Source organism: Pseudomonas sp. C8002, assembly GCF_013385765.1.
GTDB lineage: Bacteria > Pseudomonadota > Gammaproteobacteria > Pseudomonadales > Pseudomonadaceae > Aquipseudomonas.
Map to the genome: position 1 here is coordinate 71,440 of NZ_JACAPJ010000008.1, position 20,516 is coordinate 91,955.

24 protein-coding genes are annotated in these 20,516 nt (G+C 62.8%); 4 read left to right on the forward strand and 20 right to left on the reverse strand.

What is annotated here, in order from left to right; all coding sequences use genetic code 11:
• Nucleotides 1–23 precede the first annotated feature (23 nt).
• The 18 genes from HX814_RS14125 to HX814_RS14210 all read right to left on the reverse strand — a co-directional run bounded on the left by HX814_RS14125 (nucleotide 24) and on the right by HX814_RS14210 (nucleotide 15,843).
• Nucleotides 24–1,250 (reverse strand): beta-ketoacyl-ACP synthase, encoded by a 1,227-nt coding sequence (locus HX814_RS14125; RefSeq protein WP_008439241.1) that lies wholly within the window; start codon nucleotides 1,248–1,250, stop codon nucleotides 24–26.
• On the reverse strand, nucleotides 1,250–1,978 hold the full coding sequence (gene fabG, locus HX814_RS14130; protein WP_087692521.1) for a 3-oxoacyl-ACP reductase FabG: 729 nt from the start codon (nucleotides 1,976–1,978) through the stop codon (nucleotides 1,250–1,252). Before fabG ends, HX814_RS14125 begins: the two co-directional genes overlap by 1 nt.
• Nucleotides 1,975–2,436, reverse strand: coding sequence for a hotdog family protein (locus tag HX814_RS14135; protein ID WP_177008291.1), 462 nt, complete (start codon nucleotides 2,434–2,436; stop codon nucleotides 1,975–1,977). Before HX814_RS14135 ends, fabG begins: the two co-directional genes overlap by 4 nt.
• Entirely contained in the window at nucleotides 2,433–3,599 is a 1,167-nt protein-coding gene (locus HX814_RS14140; RefSeq protein ID WP_134325613.1) for a beta-ketoacyl-[acyl-carrier-protein] synthase family protein, read from the reverse strand. The genes HX814_RS14135 and HX814_RS14140 overlap by 4 nt, the downstream gene beginning before the upstream one ends.
• Nucleotides 3,596–4,078 (reverse strand): hypothetical protein, encoded by a 483-nt coding sequence (locus HX814_RS14145; RefSeq protein WP_023659350.1) that lies wholly within the window; start codon nucleotides 4,076–4,078, stop codon nucleotides 3,596–3,598. Before HX814_RS14145 ends, HX814_RS14140 begins: the two co-directional genes overlap by 4 nt.
• Nucleotides 4,075–4,809 (reverse strand): class I SAM-dependent methyltransferase, encoded by a 735-nt coding sequence (locus HX814_RS14150; protein ID WP_003209370.1) that lies wholly within the window; start codon nucleotides 4,807–4,809, stop codon nucleotides 4,075–4,077. The genes HX814_RS14145 and HX814_RS14150 overlap by 4 nt, the downstream gene beginning before the upstream one ends.
• Nucleotides 4,806–7,124, reverse strand: a complete 2,319-nt coding sequence (locus HX814_RS14155) for an MMPL family transporter (RefSeq protein ID WP_177008292.1) — start codon at nucleotides 7,122–7,124, stop codon at nucleotides 4,806–4,808. The genes HX814_RS14150 and HX814_RS14155 overlap by 4 nt, the downstream gene beginning before the upstream one ends.
• Nucleotides 7,114–7,839: an outer membrane lipoprotein carrier protein LolA gene (locus HX814_RS14160; protein WP_177008293.1), complete on the reverse strand. Its 726-nt coding sequence runs from the start codon at nucleotides 7,837–7,839 to the stop codon at nucleotides 7,114–7,116. Before HX814_RS14160 ends, HX814_RS14155 begins: the two co-directional genes overlap by 11 nt.
• The gene (locus HX814_RS14165; RefSeq protein WP_134325616.1) at nucleotides 7,836–8,261 is read right to left on the reverse strand and encodes a thioesterase family protein; all 426 of its coding nucleotides are present in this window, start codon (nucleotides 8,259–8,261) and stop codon (nucleotides 7,836–7,838) included. Before HX814_RS14165 ends, HX814_RS14160 begins: the two co-directional genes overlap by 4 nt.
• Complete coding sequence (hutH, locus tag HX814_RS14170; protein ID WP_177008294.1) at nucleotides 8,254–9,795, reverse strand: histidine ammonia-lyase; 1,542 nt, start codon at nucleotides 9,793–9,795, stop codon at nucleotides 8,254–8,256. Before hutH ends, HX814_RS14165 begins: the two co-directional genes overlap by 8 nt.
• Complete coding sequence (locus HX814_RS14175) at nucleotides 9,779–10,714, reverse strand: glycosyl transferase (RefSeq protein ID WP_003209381.1); 936 nt, start codon at nucleotides 10,712–10,714, stop codon at nucleotides 9,779–9,781. The genes hutH and HX814_RS14175 overlap by 17 nt, the downstream gene beginning before the upstream one ends.
• Nucleotides 10,711–11,445 carry a glycosyltransferase family 2 protein gene (locus tag HX814_RS14180; protein WP_177008295.1) on the reverse strand — a complete coding sequence of 245 codons (735 nt, stop codon included), beginning with the start codon at nucleotides 11,443–11,445 and terminating at the stop codon, nucleotides 10,711–10,713. The genes HX814_RS14175 and HX814_RS14180 overlap by 4 nt, the downstream gene beginning before the upstream one ends.
• Before the next feature lie 167 nt (nucleotides 11,446–11,612).
• Nucleotides 11,613–13,283, reverse strand: coding sequence for an acyl-CoA synthetase family protein (locus HX814_RS14185; protein WP_177008296.1), 1,671 nt, complete (start codon nucleotides 13,281–13,283; stop codon nucleotides 11,613–11,615).
• Entirely contained in the window at nucleotides 13,280–13,825 is a 546-nt protein-coding gene (locus HX814_RS14190) for a membrane protein (protein WP_008439202.1), read from the reverse strand. The genes HX814_RS14185 and HX814_RS14190 overlap by 4 nt, the downstream gene beginning before the upstream one ends.
• Nucleotides 13,822–14,076, reverse strand: a complete 255-nt coding sequence (locus tag HX814_RS14195) for an acyl carrier protein (protein WP_003209389.1) — start codon at nucleotides 14,074–14,076, stop codon at nucleotides 13,822–13,824. The genes HX814_RS14190 and HX814_RS14195 overlap by 4 nt, the downstream gene beginning before the upstream one ends.
• 9 nt (nucleotides 14,077–14,085) lie before the next feature.
• Nucleotides 14,086–14,355, reverse strand: coding sequence for a phosphopantetheine-binding protein (locus tag HX814_RS14200; RefSeq protein WP_008439197.1), 270 nt, complete (start codon nucleotides 14,353–14,355; stop codon nucleotides 14,086–14,088).
• Nucleotides 14,333–15,145 (reverse strand): 1-acyl-sn-glycerol-3-phosphate acyltransferase, encoded by an 813-nt coding sequence (locus tag HX814_RS14205; protein ID WP_102367952.1) that lies wholly within the window; start codon nucleotides 15,143–15,145, stop codon nucleotides 14,333–14,335. The genes HX814_RS14200 and HX814_RS14205 overlap by 23 nt, the downstream gene beginning before the upstream one ends.
• Nucleotides 15,121–15,843 carry a beta-ketoacyl synthase chain length factor gene (locus HX814_RS14210; protein WP_087692510.1) on the reverse strand — a complete coding sequence of 241 codons (723 nt, stop codon included), beginning with the start codon at nucleotides 15,841–15,843 and terminating at the stop codon, nucleotides 15,121–15,123. The genes HX814_RS14205 and HX814_RS14210 overlap by 25 nt, the downstream gene beginning before the upstream one ends.
• Nucleotides 15,844–16,191: 348 nt before the next feature.
• Here HX814_RS14210 and HX814_RS14215 point away from each other — a divergent pair, with 348 nt between their 5' ends.
• Nucleotides 16,192–16,962, forward strand: coding sequence for a ParA family protein (locus HX814_RS14215; RefSeq protein ID WP_003209397.1), 771 nt, complete (start codon nucleotides 16,192–16,194; stop codon nucleotides 16,960–16,962).
• Nucleotides 16,963–17,403: 441 nt separating this feature from the next.
• A complete protein-coding gene (locus HX814_RS14220; protein WP_177008297.1) occupies nucleotides 17,404–17,652 on the forward strand; it encodes a DUF6124 family protein in 249 nt (82 codons plus the stop codon).
• Here HX814_RS14220 and trxC read toward each other — a convergent pair.
• Nucleotides 17,640–18,074: a thioredoxin TrxC gene (trxC, locus tag HX814_RS14225; protein WP_003209402.1), complete on the reverse strand. Its 435-nt coding sequence runs from the start codon at nucleotides 18,072–18,074 to the stop codon at nucleotides 17,640–17,642. The genes HX814_RS14220 and trxC overlap by 13 nt on opposite strands.
• 235 nt (nucleotides 18,075–18,309) lie before the next feature.
• Between trxC and HX814_RS14230 the strand changes: the two genes are divergently transcribed.
• Together HX814_RS14230 and HX814_RS14235 are read left to right on the forward strand one after the other, a co-directional pair.
• Complete coding sequence (locus HX814_RS14230; RefSeq protein ID WP_093202502.1) at nucleotides 18,310–18,606, forward strand: type II toxin-antitoxin system HigB family toxin; 297 nt, start codon at nucleotides 18,310–18,312, stop codon at nucleotides 18,604–18,606.
• Nucleotides 18,603–19,004: a type II toxin-antitoxin system HigA family antitoxin gene (locus tag HX814_RS14235; protein WP_134325620.1), complete on the forward strand. Its 402-nt coding sequence runs from the start codon at nucleotides 18,603–18,605 to the stop codon at nucleotides 19,002–19,004. The genes HX814_RS14230 and HX814_RS14235 overlap by 4 nt, the downstream gene beginning before the upstream one ends.
• Nucleotides 19,005–19,010: 6 nt before the next feature.
• Here HX814_RS14235 and selO read toward each other — a convergent pair whose 3' ends face one another.
• Entirely contained in the window at nucleotides 19,011–20,474 is a 1,464-nt protein-coding gene (gene selO, locus HX814_RS14240) for a protein adenylyltransferase SelO (RefSeq protein ID WP_177008298.1), read from the reverse strand.
• Between the last annotated feature and the right edge of the window lie 42 nt (nucleotides 20,475–20,516).

A 20,516-nucleotide genomic window follows, 5' to 3' on the forward strand; every position in this document is an offset into this window, starting at 1 on the left:
ATTTCTCCAGTCAGTAAAAAAACTTACACCCAGCGGCGGAAAATCAGCGAAGTGTTGACGCCGCCAAAGGCAAAATTGTTGTTCATCACGTAGTCGCTGTGCAGCTCGCGGAACTCACCTTGCAGGTAGTCCAGCTCGCCGCAGCGCGGGTCGACCTCGTCGAGGTTGAAGGTGTGCACGTATTGGTTGCGGTTCATCATCTCGATGCTGAACCACGACTCCAGCGCGCCGCATGCGCCCAGGGTGTGGCCGAGGAAACTCTTCTGCGAGCTGATGGGCATGCGGCTGCCGAACAGGCTGCTGGTGGCCAGGGTTTCGGCGATGTCGCCCTGGTCGGTGGCGGTGCCATGGCCGTTCACATAGCCGATCGCGTCGGGCGCAAGCCCCGCATCTTCCAATGCCAGTTCCATGGCGCGGCGCATGGTGGCCTGTTCCGGGCGGGTGGTGTGCTGGCCGTCGGCGTTGCTGCCGAAGCCGACGATTTCGGCGTGGATATGCGCGCCACGGGCCAGTGCATGTTCCAGTTCTTCGAGTACCAGGATGCCGCCGCCTTCGCCGATCACCAGGCCGTCGCGGCCACTGTCGTAGGGACGCGGGCTGGTTTGTGGTGCATCGTTTTTCAGGCTGGTGGCGTACAGCGCATCGAACACCATGGCTTCGGTAGGGCACAGCTCTTCGGCGCCACCTGCCAACATCAGCGGCAGGCGGCCGAACTTGATGGCTTCATAGGCGTAGCCGATGCCCTGGCTGCCGCTGGTGCACGCGCTGGACGTGGGGATCAGCCGGCCGGTGAGGCCGAAGAAGATGCTGATATTCGCCGCCGTGGTGTGGGGCATCATCCGCACGTAGGAGTTGGCGTTCAGCCCCTCGGCCACCGAGTTCAGCAGCATATTGCCGAAGGCCTTGATCTCGTCGGTGCTGCCGGTGGACGAGCCACAGGCCACGCCCATGCGCCCGTCCTTGATCGACTCGTCGCCCAGCAAGCCGGCGTCTTTGAGCGCCTGCTCCGCCGCCCATACCGCTAGCCGGGAAACCCGGCCCATGCTGCGCAGTTGCTTGCGGGTCCAGTGGGCGGGCACCACGAAATCATCGATCGGCCCGGCCAGCCGGGTGTTCAGTTCGGTGAAACGGTCCCACTCGTCCATGCGCCGGATGCCGCTGCGGTTGGCGCGGAAGTTGGCGGCGATGGTTGCCCAATCGCTGCCCAGGGACGTAACGCCGGCCATGCCGGTGACCACCACACGTTTCATCAGCACAGGCCTCCATTCACGGCCAGCACTTGGCGGGTGATGTAGCCGGCTTCTGCCGACATCAGGAAATTCACCGCCCCGGCGACTTCTTCCGGCGTGCCCATGCGCTGGGCGGGGATCATTTTCATCAGCTCTTCCACCGGTACGTTCTCATCGAGCATCGCGGTGTCGATCAGCCCGGGGGCCACGCAATTGACGGTGATCTTGCGCTTGCCCAGCTCGATGGCCAGGGCCTTGGCGGCGCCGATCAGGCCGGCCTTGGACGCGCTGTAGTTGACCTGGCCGCGGTTGCCGATCAGCCCGGATACCGAGGTGATGCACACGATCCGCCCGGCGGCGCGACGACGAATCATCGGCATCATCACCGGGTGCAGCACGTTGTAGAAACCGTCGAGGTTGGTGCGCATCACCACGTCCCAATCGTCTTCCGACAGCGCTGGAAACGCGCCGTCGCGCGTCAGGCCCGCATTGAGCACCACGCCGTAATACGCGCCATGGGCTTCCACGTCGGCTTCAAGGATCTCCTTGCAGCTGGCGCGGTCCGCCACATCGAATTGCAACACCCGGGCCTTGCGCCCCAGCGCTTCGATTTCGACCTGCACCGCATCCGCCTCGGCACGCCCGCTGCGGCAGTGCAGCACGATGTCGTGCCCGGCCTGGGCCAGGCGCACAGCGATAGCGCGGCCGATGCCACGGCTGGAGCCGGTCACCAATACGGATTCAGTCATGGCGTGGTGTCCTTCGATTCATCTAAATAGTTGGCCGCCTGGGGCGGTCGAAATACGTTCAAGCGCGCGCTGGCCTGGATGCCGTGACCGGTGAGGTGGCATTCGAACACACCCATGCCGTTGTCGTCTTCCAGGGAGCACAGGCCGTGGATGGTCAGCTCGGTGCCGGCGGGAAAGTGCTCGACGTTGCACTCGAACTTGCGCGTGCCCAGCAGGAAGCCCAACTCCACGGCTTCACCTTTCTGGCGCGCGCGGCAACCGGCGTAGGCCGCGACGCTTTGCGCCATCAACTCAATGCCGACCCACGCGGGCAGGCTGCCGTCAGCGCGGTTGAAAAGCCCGCCGGGCTTGACCGTCAGGCGGGTCTGGATCTGTTCTTCATCAAAGCTCAGGACCTGATCGATCAGGATCATGTCACCGGCGTGGGGCAGCAGTTCGGCGAGCGGCCAATCAGTCATGGGGCGTCTCCGATAATCAGGCTGACGTTGTTGCCGCCGAAGGCAAACGAGTTGCTCATCAGGCAGCGTTTTTCCAGGGCGTCGCCGGGCGACGCCCACTTCAGTACGGGCAGGTCGGGGTCCGCCTGGCCATCCCAGACATGCGGCGGCACTACGCCTTCTGCCAGGCTCAGCCAGCAGAACGCCGCTTCCAGCGCGCCGGCGGCGCCCAGGGTGTGGCCGGTCATGGGTTTGGTCGAGGAGCAGGCTACGCCGTCCGGGAACAGGGCCGCGACCGCCAGGCTTTCCATGGCATCGTTATGTTGGGTAGCGGTGCCGTGCAGGTTCAGGTAACCGATTTGTCCGGGCGCCAGTTGTGCGCTGGCCAGGGCCTTGCGCATCGCTTGCAACGCACCCTTGCCGGTAGGCTCGGGGGCGGAAATATGGTGGGCGTCGCAACTGGCACCACTGCCCAGCAGTGCGACCGGCGCCGGGGTTTTGCTCATCAGGAACAACACGGCGGCTTCGCCGATATTGATGCCGTTGCGGTTCAGCGAAAACGGATTGCAGCGCTCTGCCGAAACCGCCTCCAGCGACGAAAAACCATTGAGGGTCAGCTTGCACAGCGTGTCGACACCACCGCAGATCACCGCATCGCACACGCCCAGGTCCAACAGGCGTTGGGCACTCATCAGCGCTCGTGCGCTGGAGGTGCAGGCGGTGGAAATCACGTAGGCCGGGCCGCTCAGTTGCAGCCAGTCGGCGAGGAAATCGGCCGGGGCGCCAAGCGCCTGTTGCTGATAGTCGTAGTCGGCGGGGAACTGGTTTTCCCGCAGATAGTGGGCGATGCCACGGCTGGCTTCATCGATGCCCGAGGTGCTGGTGCCGAGCACGATGCCAATGCGCGACGCGCCGAACGTCTGGATCGCTTGCCGGATCTCGTCGTCAATCTGCAACGCGGCTTCCAGCAGCAACTGGTTATTGCGGCTGCGATGGGATTCCAGCCCGGGCGGTATCGCCGCCAGTTCACCGTGCACAGCGGCCACCGGCAACACACGCTCCGGCACCCAGCCGCTTTCGGCGCGCATGCCGGAGCAGTCGCCGGCAAACAGGCTGCGGCTGACTTCGCGCTTGTCGCGGCCCAGGGCGCAGATCACGCCGAGGGCATTGAGGTAGGCGCTCATCGGGCAGCCCCTAGCGGCGAGATGTGGTAGGTCAGGTGTTGCCCGATCACGTCCACGCGAAACACCAGGGAGGAGTGATAGGTGATCTTCCAGTGGGACGGCAGGGTGCGGATCAGGTCCATTTCCTGGGTGCCGGGGTACAGCCTGGAAACTTCATCCGCCGAGGTCAGGGCGAACAACAGCGCGGCAAACAGTTCACGCGCCTGGGGATTGGGCGGCAGCAGACCGTCGGCCTGCCAGGCGCCATTGATCAGCATCTGCCGAGCCTGGGGAATGCCCAGCGGGTCCATCATCGACCAGCGAATCCCGCCGCCTTCGCGCTGCATCACCAGCAACCAGTCCTGGCGTTGGCCATCCTGTTCGCGCTGCACATGCAGTTGCAACGGCAGGCTCAGCACCGGGTTTTTCGACGGCAACGGCGGCTGGCTGGCGCACGCGCCCAGCAGCAACAGGCAGCCGATCAACAGCATTCGGATCATGTTTCAGCGCTCGCCAGAGGTTTGCGGGCAACCACGTTGACCAGGGTTTCTTCGCGCTGGCCGGCCGGTTTTGGCTGGCGCAGGCCCCAGCGCTCAAGCAGGCCGAAGTCGGTGGCGCGGCTCCACCACAGGTACGGGTACGAGACGTTCTGCGGGCCGAACTCAAAGCCCTGCTCGCGAATCATCTCAAGGTACTCCTCGGCGCTTTTCTGCACATGCATCGGGTGACGAAACAGCCAGCGAATGACCCAGGTGTCGATATAGGCCTCGGTGGATTCGGCAAACAGCAGGTAGCCGCCCGGCTTGAGCACGCGATAGAACTCTTTCAGGGCGCGATGTTGTTCTACCAGATGATGGAAAGTCTGGTGACAGAACAGCACATCGACACTGGCGTCGGCCACGTCGAGGGTCGCGCAATCGCTGCCGATCAACTCGATGGCGATGCCCTGGCGCGCGGCTTCGGCGCGGCTCAGGTCGAGGCTGTGTGGGTCAGCATCCAGGCCGATCAGGCGCTCGGGGGCGAACACTTGCTGCAAATACTGGAACGACTTGCCCTGGCCGCAACCAGCGTCCAGCAGCACCGGGGCAACCGGCAGCGGGTCGCTGAACAGGCTGCGCAGGTCGTTGATGGCCACGCGCAGCACATGGTGCTGCCAGGTGTGGCTGCGCAGGAACCAGAAGCCGAATTTGGTTTCTTCGACGTAGTTTTTACTCAGGTATTGGCTGCTCATCTCATCTTCCTTGTCCCGGACGGGCTGGCCCACGGCGCCAGCATGAAGCTGAACGCCAGCCCCAGGCTCACCGACAGCCCAAAATTACTCACCGCCGGTGTGCTGGAAATAGCCAGCAGGCCGAACGATAGCCAAGTAGTCACGGCCGCCAACAGTGTTCCCAACAGGCTCACGGCGGCGCCGCCAATTTGTTCACGCATCAGGATCGCGTAGTCGACGCTGATGGCGGTCACCAGCAGCAGGCCGAACAGGCTGAACAACGTCAGCGGCTGCCCCAGCCAACCCAGGCTGGCCAGGCTGCACAGCGCCGCCAGCAACGGCAGGGCGACGATGCGCAAGGCGCCGCCGAAGCCGAACGGCAGGATCAGCAGCAGTACGATCAACACGCAGGACATCAATTTCAATTCCGCCGCGCTGATCTGTGTGGCGGCGAACACCTGGTTCAAGTCGCCGAGGCGATCCACCAACTGCACGCCGGGCAGATCCAGGGCCTGCACCCGCAGCAAGGCTGGGTTGTTCAAGCCTTGCAGGCTCACCATCGCCGCCACGCCACCGTCGACATTCCCCAGCCACAGCGTGCGCCACGGCTCGGCCAGCGGGCCGACCAGTGCTGCGTCGATGTCCTCGGTGGGCAAGGCCTGCAACTGGGTCAGCTCGGCTTGCAGCGCGCTGGCGGGTACGCCGAGGTCCAGCAATGGCTGCCAGTACTGCGGCAGCTGTTTCAGGGCCTCGCGCAGTTGCTGTTGCTCCGCCGGCGCGCTGACCAACTGGTTGAGCGCCAGGTAACCCTGGAGCTTGTCCATGTTCACCAACTGATCCAGGCGCTGGCTCAGCGCGGCCTGGCGTTCCAGCAACTGCTGCTGGTTGTCCGCCCGCACGAGGAAGAACTGGCTGGTGGGCTGGAACCCGGTAATCCGCGCAACGGCCTGGGCTTCCTGCAGCAACTGCGGTGGCGCACCGATCCACTGGCGGATATCGTTTTTGCTGTTCAGGTGCCACAGCCCACCGGCGCAAAACACCAACACCAGTATCAACAACACCGGGCTTGGCAGGCGCTTGAGCAGCGACTCGCGCACGCTCAGCAGGAACTCGGCAATGCGCAGCGGCCATTGCGCCGGGCGCAGCTCGACGCCTTTGAGCAAGGCCGGCAACAGGCACACGGCCGACAGGTAAGCGCCCACCAGACCGGCAGCGGAGAACACCGCGATTTGCGTCAGCGCCGGGAACGGCGTCCACGCCAGGGCCAGGTAACCGATGCAACTGGTGGCCAGGCTCAGGCTCAGGCCCGGCAAGGTCACGCGCAACGCTGGCCAACTGCGCCAAGGGCTCATGCTCCAGCTCTTGGACAGGTAATGCAGCGGGTAATCCACCGCCACGCCGATCAGGCTCGAGCCCAGCACCAGCGTGATCACATGCATATGCCCGAACAGCGCCACGCAGGCCACCGCACCAAACAGCATGCCCACCAGCACCGGCACGAACGCCAGCAACACCCGCCAGCGGCGGAACGCAAGCAGCAGCAATAACAGGATGCCTACCGTCGCGCCGCCGCCGACCCAAGTGATTTCCCGGGTGGCCTGCTGCTGACCATTGGCTGCATACAGCAGGCCGCTGGCGGCGAGCAATTGCGCGCCTTGCTGGTCGGCCTGCTCGCGGCTGGCCTTGAGCAGGTCAGCCACTTGCAGCGGCAGTTTCATGTCGAAGGCATTGCCGGTGGTGCGGGCCCGCAGCAGTACCCAGCTTTTGCCGTCGGCATCGGCGATCAGCGCGCCGCTGCCGATATCCAGCTGCACCGAACCGTGTTGCGGCTGGCTGTTCTGGATGCGCCCGGTGAGGCCCAGCCAATCGTCCTGGCTCGGCACCAGGCTGAAGCCGGTGAACGGGTCGAACAGCGCCTGAACCCGCTGCTGAATAAACGCCTGGGGCTCGTCGATCAGTTGCTCGCGATCCTTGGCCGAGAGCATCGCCAGCCGGCCTTGCAGCAACTGCTGACGCAGGGCCGGCAGGTCGGCTTGGAGGTTCCACTGGACCTTTTCAAACAGGCCGCTGGCTTGCCAGGCTTCGCCCAATTGCGTCGCCATGGCCACGGCTTTTTGTCGATCGGCATGCCCCACCAGCACCAGCATTTCGCGGTTCAGCGGTTCCTGCATGCGCTGTTCGGCCCGCAGCTCCAGCGCATCCGGCGCGGTGCCGGGCACCAGTTCCATCAGGTTCGCCGACAGCGGTGCGCCATGGCGCCATTGCCAGCCCGCCAGGGCCAACACGGCCACCAGCAGGATCAGGAACAGGCGCGGCAACCAGCGTTCACTCGGCAAAGTCGTGTTGCTCCGCGTCGCTCAAGGGCTGGCTGCTGGTGCTGTCCTGCATGCGCAGTACGGTGCTGTCGCCCTGGGTTTCCAGCAGCTCGATCTTCTGCACCAGTTCGCCGCCGTCGATATTGATTTGGGTGAACACCTGCTTGAGCAGCAGCGAGCGCGGGATCAACGTGAGTTTCCACTGCTGGGCTTCGCCTTGCAGTTGCAGCTCGAAGTCACGCTGCAAGCCACTGCTGTCGCCCTGCAACACTGCGAGGAACAAACGGTTCTGCTCGGCGCCGGCGCTCTTGTTCGGCAGCAATTGCCAGCCGTTGGCGTCACGCCGGGCGATGCCGTTGGCGCTGATGCGGTAGTCCTGTTGCAGCGGGGTTTTCAGCAGCCACAGCAGGCCGTGGTCCTTGGCCAGGACGAAGGTGCCTTTGCTGGTCAGCGGCTGCGGCAGCGCGCGCAGGTGTTTTTCCTGGATGAAGTTTCCGTGGATCACCGTTGGCTTTGCAAGCTGATCACTGAGTTGTTGCAGGTCGAAAGCATGGGCCAGGCCTGGAATGCTTAACAACAGAATGAAGGCGATTCCTGTGGGAGCGGCGGTGCGACGATTCGACTTGCTCGCGAAGAACCTGAGGGCGCCACGGGGTGTCAGGCGGCCTGCGTTATCGTTGACGATTTTCGCGAGCAAGTCGAATCGTCGCACCGCCGCTCCCACAGGGAATCTCATTTCAAGGCTCTCTCTATGGCGTCAGTGAATATTTTTGGCGACGCCAACTGCATTTCGCGGCTGGCAATTTCCACCGCCACTTGCACGGTGCTGGCGCGGGTCAGACGCTCACCGGTGGCCTTGTCGCTGATCAGGTAATTGACCTTCAAGCGGTTCTCCCACTCCACCAGGCTGGCGCGCACGTTGATGGTCTGGCCGAAGGTTGCACCGCGCACATAGCGCAGTTGCATATCGATCACCGGCCAGGCGTAACCCGCTTGCAGCATCGCTGTGTAGTTGTGGCCGAGCTTGTCCAGCAAGGCGCAGCGGGCGACTTCCAGGTACTTTACGTAGTGCCCGTGCCACACCACGTTCATGGTGTCGATGTCGAAAAACGGCACGAGGATTTCAGTGTCGCAGTGCAACACGCCGGGGCTACGCATGCAGCCTCCAGTGTTGCTCGGCAATGCGTTTCAGGCACAGGCGCAGTTCGCCTTCCAGGGCGCGGTCTTCGATGACCGGCGGGAAGTCTTTGGCCAGTTCGATGTGCATGGCAGCCAGCGCCGGGGGCAGCGGGCGCGCGTCTTCTGCCTGAGCCCGCAGCCATACGCCCTGATTAGCGGCGAGCAAGGTGGCGGCGGCGACTTGTTCGGTCAGTTCCAGCACACGAATCGCATCGCGGGCGGCGATGGTGCCCATGCTCACCTTGTCCTGGTTGTGGCACTCGGTGGAGCGCGAGAACACGCTGGCCGGCATGGTGTTTTTCAGCGCTTCGGCGGTCCAGGCGCTGGTGCCGATCTGCACAGCCTTGAAGCCGTGGTTGATCATCGCCCGCTCGGCTGGCGCACCCGACAAATTGCTCGGCAAGCCGTGGTTGTAACGCACGTCCACCAGCAGCGCGAGCTGGCGGTCCAGCAGGTCGGCGACGTTGGCCACCAGGGTCTTGAGGCTGTCCATGGCGAACGCGATGTGGCCGCCGTAGAAGTGGCCGCCGTGCAGCACGCGTTCTTCTTCGGCGTCGATGATCGGGTTGTCGTTGGCGCTGTTGAGTTCGATCTCGATGAACGAGCGCAACCAGTTCAGGCTGTCGGCCAGCACGCCCAGGACGTGGGGCGCGCAGCGCAGGGAGTAACGGTCTTGCAGGCGATGCAGCGGCGCGGTCGGCGCGTCAATCGCCAGATCCTTGCGCAGCCAGGCGGCGACTTGCATCTGCCCCGGGTGCGGCTTGGCGGCGAACAGGCGCTCGTCGAAATGCTCCGGATTGCCTTGCAGCGCCACCACGTTCAGCGCGGTGATGCGCGTGGCCAGTTGCAGCAGGTAGTCGGCGCGGGCGAAGGCCAGGCAGGCGAGGCCGGTCATCACGGCGGTGCCGTTCATCAGTGCCAGGGCCTCTTTCGGGCGCAGTACCAGCGGGTCCCAGCCCAGCTCGCGGTGCACCTCCGCCGCCTGGCGGCGTTCGCCACGGAACAGCACTTCGCGCTCGCCTGACAAGGTTGCGGCCACGTAGGACAGCGGCGTCAAGTCACCGCTGGCGCCTACCGAGCCTTCTTCCGGAATCAGCGGCAGCACGTCAAATTCCAGGAACGCGTGCAGGCGCTCCAGCAACTCCACGCGCACGCCCGACACGCCATGGCACAGCGACTGCAACCGCGCCGCCAGCACCGCGCGGGTGGCTTGCGCATCCAGCAACTTGCCCAGGCCGCAGCCGTGGAACGTGTAGAGGTGGCGGGGCAGTGCTTCGACGTGCTCCAGCGGCACGGCCACCACGCACGAGTCGCCGTAGCCGGTGGTCACGCCGTAGATCACGCCTTCCTTGTCCAGCAACGAATCCAGGAACTGCGCGCCCTTGGCGATGCGCTGGCGGTACTTGGCATCAGCTTGCAGTTGAGTCGGCGCCTGACGGTTGGCCAGGGCCAGCACGTCTTCGATGCGCAGGGGAATTTCGCCGAAGGTTACCGGCTCAAGATGCGTCGTCATCGGTCTTCCAGAAAGGGTAAAAGTTGAACCATTGTTGGGGCGCTTCCAGGCAGAACTGGCCCAGGCGCTCGGCGTAGCGGGCGGTCCATTGTGCGATCACCTGCTGGCGGTCGCTGCGTTTCCATTCGATCAACCGGGCAAACGGCTCGATGATCAGGCGATAACGGCCTTGATGCTTCAAGCACATCAGCAGGTTGACCGGGCATTTCAGCAAACCGGCCAACAGCCACGGGCCTTGGGGGAAGGCGGCGTCATGGCCGAGGAAATCCACGCGTACCGTGCGCCCGCCATGCAGCGGTACGCGGTCGCCGGCAATCGCCAGCCACTCGCCGTCGTCGAGGCGCTGGCTGAGCAGCATCATCACTGCCGGGTCAAGTTCGCTGACCTGGATCAGGCGCAGATTGGTCGCCCCGGCTTCGCCCAGAATCCGGTTGAAACGTTCAGCGTGCTTGGTGTGCACCAGCACGTTCATGGTGACCTTTTCGCCAAGCTCGGCGAGGGCGCGGCACACCTCAAGATTGCCCAGGTGCGCGCCCACCAGCATCTGCCCGCGTTCGCTACGCAGTTGGCCGCGCAGTTGGGCCGGGTCGATGATTTCGATCTGCTCCAGGCGCAGCTTGCCGTTCCATACGTCGAGCTTGTCCAGCAGGGCGTCGGCGAACGCCATGAACTGGCCGAAGACGCTTCTGTGGGTAGGGCGCAGGTCGTCGCGCCGGCTCCAGTCGGCCAGGCGCTGCTGGTATTGCCAGGCGCTTTGGCGGGCCGTGCGGCCGAACAGAAAGAAGTAGAAAACGATGCCGTAGAGCAGCGGGCTCAGCAGCCGGCGCCCGAGGACCTTGGCGGCGAAGGCGGTGAATTTCATCAGCCAGAAGCTGCCGCGCTCCTCGCGGTCGGCCCAGTGCTTGGTGTCCTGGCTCATGCCTGCCACCGGCGCCAGAGGATCATCGGCGCGCGCACCAACATGCCGAAGAACAGCCGGGTGTGCATCGAGGAAATCAGCGCGTTGTCGTGGAACAGGCGAAAGTGCGACAGGCCGTCGGCGGGGTAGTGCACCTTGGTCGGCAGCCAGCGCATCGGCTGGTTGCGCCAGGCGAGGCGCACCAGGATGTCGGAGTCGAAATCCATGCGTTTGCCGATGTTGGCCGAGTCCATCAAGGCCAGGGTCGGTGGCAGTGGGTACACGCGAAAGCCGCACATGGAATCGCGGATCTGCAGCGACAAGGTGTTGATCCACACCCAAACGTGGGTCAGGTAGCGCGCGTAAAGGCGGCCCTTGGGCACGCTGTCGTCGTATTCCGGGTAGCCGCAGATCACCGCATTCGGGTGGGCGCGGGAGGCGTCGAGGAAGGTACCGACTTCCCGCAGGTCGTGCTGGCCGTCGGCGTCCACTTGCAGGGCGTGGGTGAAACCCAGGCGTGCGGCTTCGCGAAAGCCGGCCATGACGGCGGCGCCTTTGCCCTGGTTGGCGGGCAGGGTCAGCAGTGACACGTTGTCGAGGGTTGCCAGTTGCGCCAGCACGGCGGCGCAGGCGGCGCTGCTGCCGTCGTCTACCAGCAGGCATGGCAGGCCGCTGTCCAGCACGGTGCGCACCACGGCGGGCACGGCGGCTTCGTGGTTATAGACCGGGATCAAGGCGCAGGGCTTATGCATAACAGGTACCCCATTGGCACAAGCGCTGTGCGTGGCGAGGGAGCTTGCTCCCGCTGGGCTGCGAAGCGGCCCCAACACAGGCGACACCGATTTGCCTGATAAACCACAGTGCCTGGGTTGGGAGTGCTGCGCACTCCATCGGGAGCAAGCTCCCTCGCCACAAAAGCTTAATCACTGACCCTCCCCAGCACGATCCGCCCACTGGAGCAGGCGGCCGCCTCATTGCGGTAGGCGAAGTACAACTTGCCGCGCTCCTGGTCGAACCGCAGGTGCAGTTCGATCCGGTCATCCGGGCGTACCAGTTGCTGGAACTTGAGCACCTCCATCCCGGCGAACGGCCCCGGCAGCTTGAGCAGTTGCTGGCCCAGGCTCAGCGCCCAATCCACTTGCACCACACCCGGCAGCACCGGGGTTTGCGGGAAGTGGCCGCTGAAGTAGGCGAGGTCCGGCGGGATCGCCAGTTGCAGGGTCCATTCACCGTTGGCTTCGACTTGTTCCAGTACTTCCGGGGCTTTCGGGCGCGGTGCCAGCAGCAGGGCTTCGACGTCGGCCTGGGGCAGCTTGCCTTGGGTGTTCAGCGGCAATTGGCGCAACAGGCGCCAGCGGCGGGGCAGCGCCAGGGCTTCGCAGTGTTGGCTCAAGTGCTGGCGCAGGGTTTGGGTGACGGTGCGCCGGCCCTGGTTACGCAGGGCATGCAAGCCGTCTGCGCTGAGCACCACGAGGGCGCCGAGGGAGGCGCGGTTTTCCTGCACCACGCCCAGGCGCGTTTCAGCGACCCAGGCATGGTCCATCAGCGCCTGTTCCAGCATCGGCAGGGAGATGCGTTTTTCTTCCAGCTTGACGATGCGGTCCAGGCGGCCGAGCAATTCGAAGCGGCCGTCGGCGTGGATGGTGGCGGCGTCGGCGGTCTGTTCGACATGGCCGGCGGGCAAGTATGGCGAGGCGATGCGCAAGGCGCCGTCGGCGTCCTGGCTCAGCTGCACGTCGGCAAACGGCTGCCACGGTTGTTCGCCCTGGCGCCAGGCGATGCCGCCGGTTTCCGAGCTGCCGAGGATTTCCGTCGGCCATTGCTGCAAACGCTGATGCAGGCTGCCGGCGGCTTCAAGGGGCAAGGCGCCGCCGGAGGAAAACACCCGTTTGACCGGTGTAAGCGCTGGCCAGTCGAGGTTGTCACCCATGCGCTTGAGGAGCGCCGGGCTGGCGACCCAGGCAAATTGCGCATGCTCCCGGCTGGCGCGCTGCAAGTCCTCGGGAAATGCCAACTGTTGGCGCACAAAGGTGCGCCCGGCACACAACGGCCACAGCACCCGGAACAGCAAGCCATAGATATGCTGGGTGGCGACGCTGCCGATGATGCAGGCCTCGCCGAGGTCGGCGCCCCACAGGGTTTCCAGCGCCTGGACTTCATTGGCCATCTGCCGCAGGGTTTTGTCGATGCGCTTGGGCTCGCCGCTGGAGCCGGAGGTGCACAGGCTCAGACAGCAGGCGTCCAGGTCCAGGGCCGCGGCGCTTGATGGCGCTTGATACAGCGCGTCCAGGTCGCCGGCCTCGGTCAGCCAGGCGTCGACGGCATCGTCCCAGCGCTGGCGCGTCTGTGGTTGCAGGTCGGCGGGCAACAACACGCTGACGCCTGCGCGCCACGCACCCAGCAGGGCGATCGCCAGCAAGCCGGCATCTTCCAGGTACACCGCCAGGCGCTGGATGCCCCGGGCTTGCAACCCGGCGGCCAGGCTCAGGGACTTCTCCCACAGGTGTGGGTGATCCAGGGCAGGTTCGGTGGTCACCAAACGCTGCTCCACAGGCTCAAGCAGCAAGTGCTCAAGATTCAACCAATTCATACGCGGCCTCGAACCCTTTGTCGTACCAGCCATTCCACTGCAAACAACAGCCCCATCAGCCCGTAGGCGATCATGCCGTTGTACAACGTCCACCAGCTCAGCGGCGCCCACAGGGTGAGCGCGGCGGCGAGCAGGCCGTTACACAGGAAAAATACACTCCACACCACGGTGACCTGGCGGGTATACACAATCGCTTCTTCGGGCAGTTGCGGCTCGCTCATGCGCGCCAGGCGCTCGACCATCGGCGGCCCGTATTTCAGGCTCAGGCCGAACAGTGCCAGCATGAAGGCGCTGACCAGGCTCGGGTACCAGCGCAGCATCTGCGGGTTGTCGAACCAGGCGAGCAGCAGGCAAAAGACAATGATCGCCGCCGCCATCCAGCGGCTGCCCGGGCGCCTGGCGCCGGTCAGGGCGCGCAACAGCCACAGGCTGCCCAGCAGCAGGCCAAATTGCCACGGGGCAAAATGCTCAGTGCCGTAATACACCGCAAAAGGGTACAGCAGCCCCGCCAGCAACAGGCCAAGGCCGATCAGCCGGCTCATGCGGCCGGTTGAACCAGACGGTAGACCGCCTCGACCACGTCATTCACGGTACGCACGGCCTTGAACTCTTCGGCGGCGATTTTCTTGCCGGTCTGGCGCTTGATGTGGTCGATCAGGTCCACTGCATCAATGCTGTCGATTTCCAGGTCCTGGTACAGGTTGGCGTCGAGCGTGACGCGTTCCGGTTCCAGTTCAAACAGTTCCACCAGGGCGTCGCGCAAGGTGTTGAAAATATCGTCACGAGTTTGCATGGTACGGTCTCAAGCTGCCTGTCGGGCCGTGACGAACGCCGCGAGGCTGGCCACGTTGGTGAAGTGATTGCGGGTGTCCTTGGCGTCGGCATCGATCTTGATGCCGTACTTTTTCTGGATCGCCAGGCCCAATTCCAGGGCGTCGACTGAATCCAGGCCAAGGCCTTCGCCGAACAGGGTTTGCTCGTTGCCGATGTCGCTCTCGCTGATGTCTTCCAGGCCCAGGGCCTCGATGATCAGCGTTTTTATGTCGTGCTCAAGGCGGTGTTGGTCGCTCATCTTCGGCGAGCTCCTTAATAAAATACTGGTGCAGGTAATCGTTGAGCTTGCGTGATGCCTGGGGCGCGGGCCCTTGTGCGGCAAACGCCTGTGGTTCTATATCGGCACCCACGCGCAAACTGAAGTGAAAGCGGCGATTCGGGATGCGATACCAGGGTTCGGCCTTGGTCAGTGTGGTGGGGCTGACCTTGATCACTACCGGAGTGATGATGCTTGCACCGCGCAGGGCAATGGCGGCGGCGCCGCGATGAAAGGTCGGTGCCTGGCCCGGTGAGGTGCGGGTGCCTTCCGGGAAAATGATCAGGGTCTGGCCGTCCCGCAGGGCATCGGCGGCGGCGTCGAGCATGTCGGCGCTGCCGTCGTTGCTGATGTAGCCGGCGTCGCGCACCGGGCCCCGGGTGAAGGGGTTCTGCCACAGGCTCTGCTTGACCACGCAGTTGGTCTGGCGCATCTGGGCGATCAGGAACACCACGTCCACCAGCGATGGGTGGTTGGCAATGATCATCTGGCCCGGGCGGCCGAGCTTTTCCGCGCCTTCGACGCTGTAGGTCAGGATGCCCAGGCGCGTCATCATGCGGATAAACAACCAGAACAGGCAGCTGATGGTGTGGCGGGCGCGTCGCTGATGCTGTTTGGCATCACCCGGCAGGCAACTGAGCAGCGGAAACACCAGGACACGCAGGCACAGGCCGCCGAGGCCAAACAGGGCGAAGGCGGTGGCAGTGGCGAACAGGCGCCAGTAGTAGGCCTTCCGGGGCTTTTCGGTCAGGACTTGCGTTGCCAGTTCCATACTCGGTTCTTCCAGGCATGTTGGCAGGCGCCCTGTTCGTTCAGCAGGGTGCGCAGCAGGTTCAGGGCGTGGGGCCACTGGGCTTTGGTGGTGGGTTGGACAGCGGCTGTATTCAGTTCCAGCTGCCACTCGTCGCCCGGTGTCAGCAGCAGGCCGAGGGCGTAGGGGAAGGGCACGTCCTCGATCCAGCGCGCATAGGCTTCGGGGGGCTGTTCCTCGGTAATGATCAGCAATACAGCCGGTGCGCCTTCATTGAGCAGGGCAGCGGCTTCGAGCATGCCGTGCTCCAGGCCATCGCCGGCGGCGGCGAGGGCGGTCATTTCACTGGTTTCATTGCGCAGGATCGACCACAGGCCAATCACCGCGTTATGCACCGACAGGCTGAACTGGGTCGGCGACAGGGGCTCGTCGTTGGCCAGGTCGCTGAGAATATCGAGGGTGCGTGGGGTTTCGCCGTGACGGGAAACAAACACCAATGGCAACTGTTGCAAGCCTTCGGCCAGGGGCCAGCCCACACTGAAGGCCATGCGCGCCAGGCGGCTCAGGCGCCGGCGCTGCATGGCCGGCAGGAAGGACACGTCGGGTGCCGCGTCGCTGCGGGCGAGCAACATCGGCTGCCGGCACCAGGTACGCCAGTCGTCCGCGCTTTCGAGCCCGGGAGCCCAGGCGCGCCATTGGGCGATGTTGAAATTGATCACTGAGAAGTTATCCCGCCCCTGCGGGCTTCCTTGTGCGGCCATTGGCCCCGAATACCGGGACAGGGTGCAATCGCCGAATGGCGCGCATTATCCCGGTGCTGCGGGGTTCTAGCAAACTTTGGTAAAGAATTGTTCACGGATGATTACAAATTCGCTGGAAAGAATTACCGATTGTCCATCATGCAGGTAGGGCAGCAGGTGTCAGGCAATTCCTGCTTTGTCGGACAGACGGGAAATTGTTATGCGAGATAGAGCCTCTGATGCTGTAGTACAGGAACAAACGAGGTAGCTAACGGGCGCTTTTGCCCTCTACACTCGGGTCATTCATTGATACACGGAGGTTTTTCCATGCGGCGCGTGGTGTTCAACCAAAAAGGCGGTGTTGGCAAGTCCAGCATTGCCTGCAACCTGGCGGCGGTCAGCGCCAGCGAAGGCTATCGAACCCTGTTGGTGGACCTCGATGCCCAGGCTAACTCTACCCAGTACCTCACCGGGCTGACCGGCGACGATATCCCCATGGGAATCGCCGACTTCTTCAAGCAAACCCTGTCTTCCGGGCCGTTTTCGAAGAAGAACCAGGTGGATATCTACGAAACCCCGTTCGACAACCTGCACGTCATCACCGCCACCGCGGAACTGGCAGACCTGCAGCCCAAGCTCGAGGCCAAGCACAAGATCAACAAGCTGCGAAAGCTGCTGGATGAATTGAGCGAGGACTACGACCGGATCTACCTGGATACGCCGCCGGCGCTGAACTTCTATGCCGTTTCAGCGCTGATTGCCGCTGATCGTGTGTTGATCCCCTTCGATTGCGACAGCTTCTCCCGCCAGGCGCTGTATGGCCTGTTGGCCGAGATCGAAGAATTGAAGGAAGACCACAACGAAGGGCTGGAAGTAGAAGGGATCGTGGTCAACCAGTTCCAGGCCCGGGCGAGCCTGCCGCAGCAGATGCTGGATGAATTGATTGCCGAAGGTTTGCCGGTACTGCCGGTGTACCTCACCAGTTCGGTGCGCATGCGTGAATCGCACCAGGCGAACATGCCGCTGATCCACCTGGACCCACGGCACAAGCTGACACAGCAGTTTGTGGAATTGCATAACTTGCTGGAAAACGCGTGATCCAGCAGGCAATACATCACCCATGTGGGAGCGGGCTTGCTCGCGAATGCGGTGGATCAGTCGAATTCTCTATTGACTGACTCACCGCATTCGCGAGCAAGCCCGCTCCCACATTTGGTCTTTGTTCCTACAGGGAAATCGTCGTCTTGCGCCGTTGCCTACAGTTACGCCAGAATCCGCCGGCTTGTGCGTCTGGATGGGCGTCTCTAAGGTTGCTCGGTCGCTGAATTCTCAGTGATCGGGTTTAGTAGCCCGAGTGTTTGTCGTTAAGTGCATAAGCTTCATCTTTCAGGCGCTGAGTCTGTGCTTGATGGTAGCTGTGCGTAGGGCGTCTTCGGGCGCGCCGGCTTCGACATTTCCCGGTCTACTAACCTGCGTACAGCTGCCACCCTAATTCGTTTAGTAGCGATCAGATGGCGGCTCCAATCAGGAATGTCGACCATGTTTAAAGCTACTCCAAATCACCCGTCGTACCTTTTTACAGTCAGCCCCGGCCAAGCCACCGAAACCCTGATCCTCAATACCTACGAAACCTTCTCCTCAGTCACCACCCTCTTGCTCGACCTTTCCGACGACCTCACCGGCAAGCAGCGCGATGTCGCGTTGGCCATTCATCAATTGAGCGAATTGGGCGTATTGCTGATGGGGCATGTGATGGACCGGGGCGTCCCGCTACCTCAAACGCCCTGACTGCGCAGCCAGCTCATCAACTGCGGTAACGGAAACGCACCGCTCTGACGCGCCACTTCCCGGCCATTCTTGAACAGGATCAGGCTGGGAATCGAGCGAATCCCCAACTGAGCGGATAACTGCTGATTGGCCTCGCTATCGAGCTTGGCCAATCGGCACTTCCCGGCCAACTGCCCGGCGGCCTGCTCAAACACCGGTGCAAACGACTTGCACGGCCCGCACCATTCGGCCCACACGTCCACCAGCAACGGCAGGTCGCCCTTGATCTGGCTGGCGTAATCGCCCTGTTTCAGCTCAAAGGGTTTGCTCAGCAGCACCGGTTGCTTGCAGCGCCCGCATTTAGGCGCATCGCCCAGGCGTTCATTGGGGATGCGGTTAAGACCGTTGCAGTGGGGGCAGGGGATTACTAGAGAGTCGGACATGCTGGGCTCCGTGAAAGTGGCCAATGGGTTCTATTTGGAGCCGGGAAGGGTGTTTATCAAGGTTCGACGCTAGTGACGTACGCGTTCACATTTTTGGTGGTGACTTCTATCGCGGCGTATCTAGGCTGTTGAAGGGTGCTTGGAATTGCGCCACTGGTCCGCCAAGGAATATCGCAGATTGCGATATTTTTTCGGCAAGACTAACCTTCATAGCAAGATGCGATAAGGATGTTGCATGCGAGTGATCAGCGAAAAAAGGATATGGGAAGCGAAAGAAAGATGGCCGCATTCAGCCACGGCACTGGATGAGTGGTATCGCAGAATGAAACGCAACAGTCCCGCCGACTTTGCGTCGATGAAAGGAATGTTCCCTGCAACAGACAAAGTCGGGCAGTTCCATGTGTTTGACATCGGGGGCAATAAGCTGAGGTTGATTGCCTTCGTGCATTACCAAGTACAACGAATTTATATCAAGTACCTGTTCGATCACCGTGAATATGAGCAAGGTAAATGGAAGGAGAAAATCAGATGAGCGCACTCATCAGGCAGGCTGCCGAACACTGGCAATTTGTTTCGTCATTGCTGCGCAAGCCAAGAAACGAGGCGGACTACGATACCTTGGTCAGCGCCCTCGACGAATTGCTGGACCTGATAGGCGAAGATGAATCCAGCCCGCTCATGAGCCTGGTGGATATCCTCAGTGACTGGATCGAGGCCTACGATCTCGAGCACCGGCCGATGCCCGTTGCCAGTGGCGTTGAAGTGCTACGTTCAATGATGCGAGAGCATGGCTTGACCCAAAGTGATCTCCCGGGCGTTGGTGCGCAGTCGGTTGTCTCTGAAGTACTTAGTGGCAAACGCCAGCTCAACCTGCGGCAGATTCGTTGGCTGGCGGAGCGCTTTGGGGTTTCAGTGGAGACCTTTATCTAGGTCGCGCTATGAAGAACAACTAATCTCCAAATGCTTCCCCCAATCCGGCGGCCGCTGAGCGTATTGCTCCATCCCCGGCTGCTCTTCAAACGGTTTGGTCAGCACTTCATGCAGCCGGCGCACTTCGCTGTAATCCCCAAGCTCCGCCGCCTGGATGGCGTTCTGCGCCAAATAGTTGCGCAGGATATAAAGCGGATTCACCCCATGCATCCGCTCACGTCGCTGTTCTTCTGTGCCGCTGGCGTCGCGCTCCACGCGCGCCTTGTACAGATCCGCCCACCCGTCAAACCCCTTGAGGTCGACAAAGTCGTCGCGCAACCGCGCCACGGCCAATGCGGCGGATTCATCCCCCAGCCGGCGGAAGAACAGGGTGTAGTCGACGCCGCTGTTCTGCATCAGTTGCAGCAGGCGCTCCACCAGTTTCTGATCGTCATCTTCGGCGGTGGTGAGGCCCAGTCGGCGGCGCATCAGGTCCAGGTAGTGGGCCTGGAACAACGGCAGATACAGCCCCAGCGTTTCCCGCAGCGCCTCGACGCTGATAAACGGCGTCAACGCCTGGGCCAGTGCGCTCAGGTTCCACTGCCCGATCGGCACCTGGTTGCTGAAGGAATAACGCCCTTCATGGTCGGAGTGGTTGCAGACGAACTGCGCGTCGAAATCGTCCAAAAATGCAAACGGCCCGAAGTCGAAGGTGATGCCGAGGATCGACATGTTGTCGGTGTTCATCACTCCATGGCAGAACCCATAGGCCTGCCACTTGGCGATCATCTCGGCATTACGCTCGACGATTTCGCGGAACATCGCCAGGTACGGCTCGGGCTGTTCCATGCATTCCGGGAAGTGCAGGGACAGCACGTGCTCCGCCAATTGCTTCTGCAATTCAGGCTTCTTGGTGTAGTAGAAATATTCGAAATGCCCAAAGCGCACATGGCTGTGGGCCAGGCGCAGCACCATGGCGGCGCGCTCCTGTTTCTCGCGCCACACCGGCGTGGTGGAACCGATCACACACAGCGCACGACTGCTGGGAATGCCCAGCGCATGCAGTGCTTCCGACGCCAGAAACTCCCGGATCGACGAGCGCAACACCGCACGACCATCGCCCATGCGCGAGTACGGGGTTTGCCCGGCACCCTTGAGGTGCAGGTCCCAATGCTCGCCGGCCTGGTTGTACACCTCGCCCAGCAACAATCCGCGGCCATCCCCCAGTTGCGGGTTGTACGAGCCAAACTGATGCCCGGAATAGATCATCGCCCGCGGCTCGGCCTCGGCCCACAGCTTGTGCCCGCCGAACAGCTCGGCAAATACCGGTGTTTCGGCCACGGCGGGGTCGAGATCCAGCAGCGCCATGGCTGCCTCGCTCGCCACCACTAAACGCGGTTCGTCGATGGGCTCGGGCAGCACATGGGTTGAGAAGCCGTCGCCCAGGCGGGCGAAGCGGTTGTCGAAGGTCAGTTCGTCGAGGGCTTTCAACGGCCATCTCCTGAGCAGAATGTCCGACCATTCTGCTGGGGA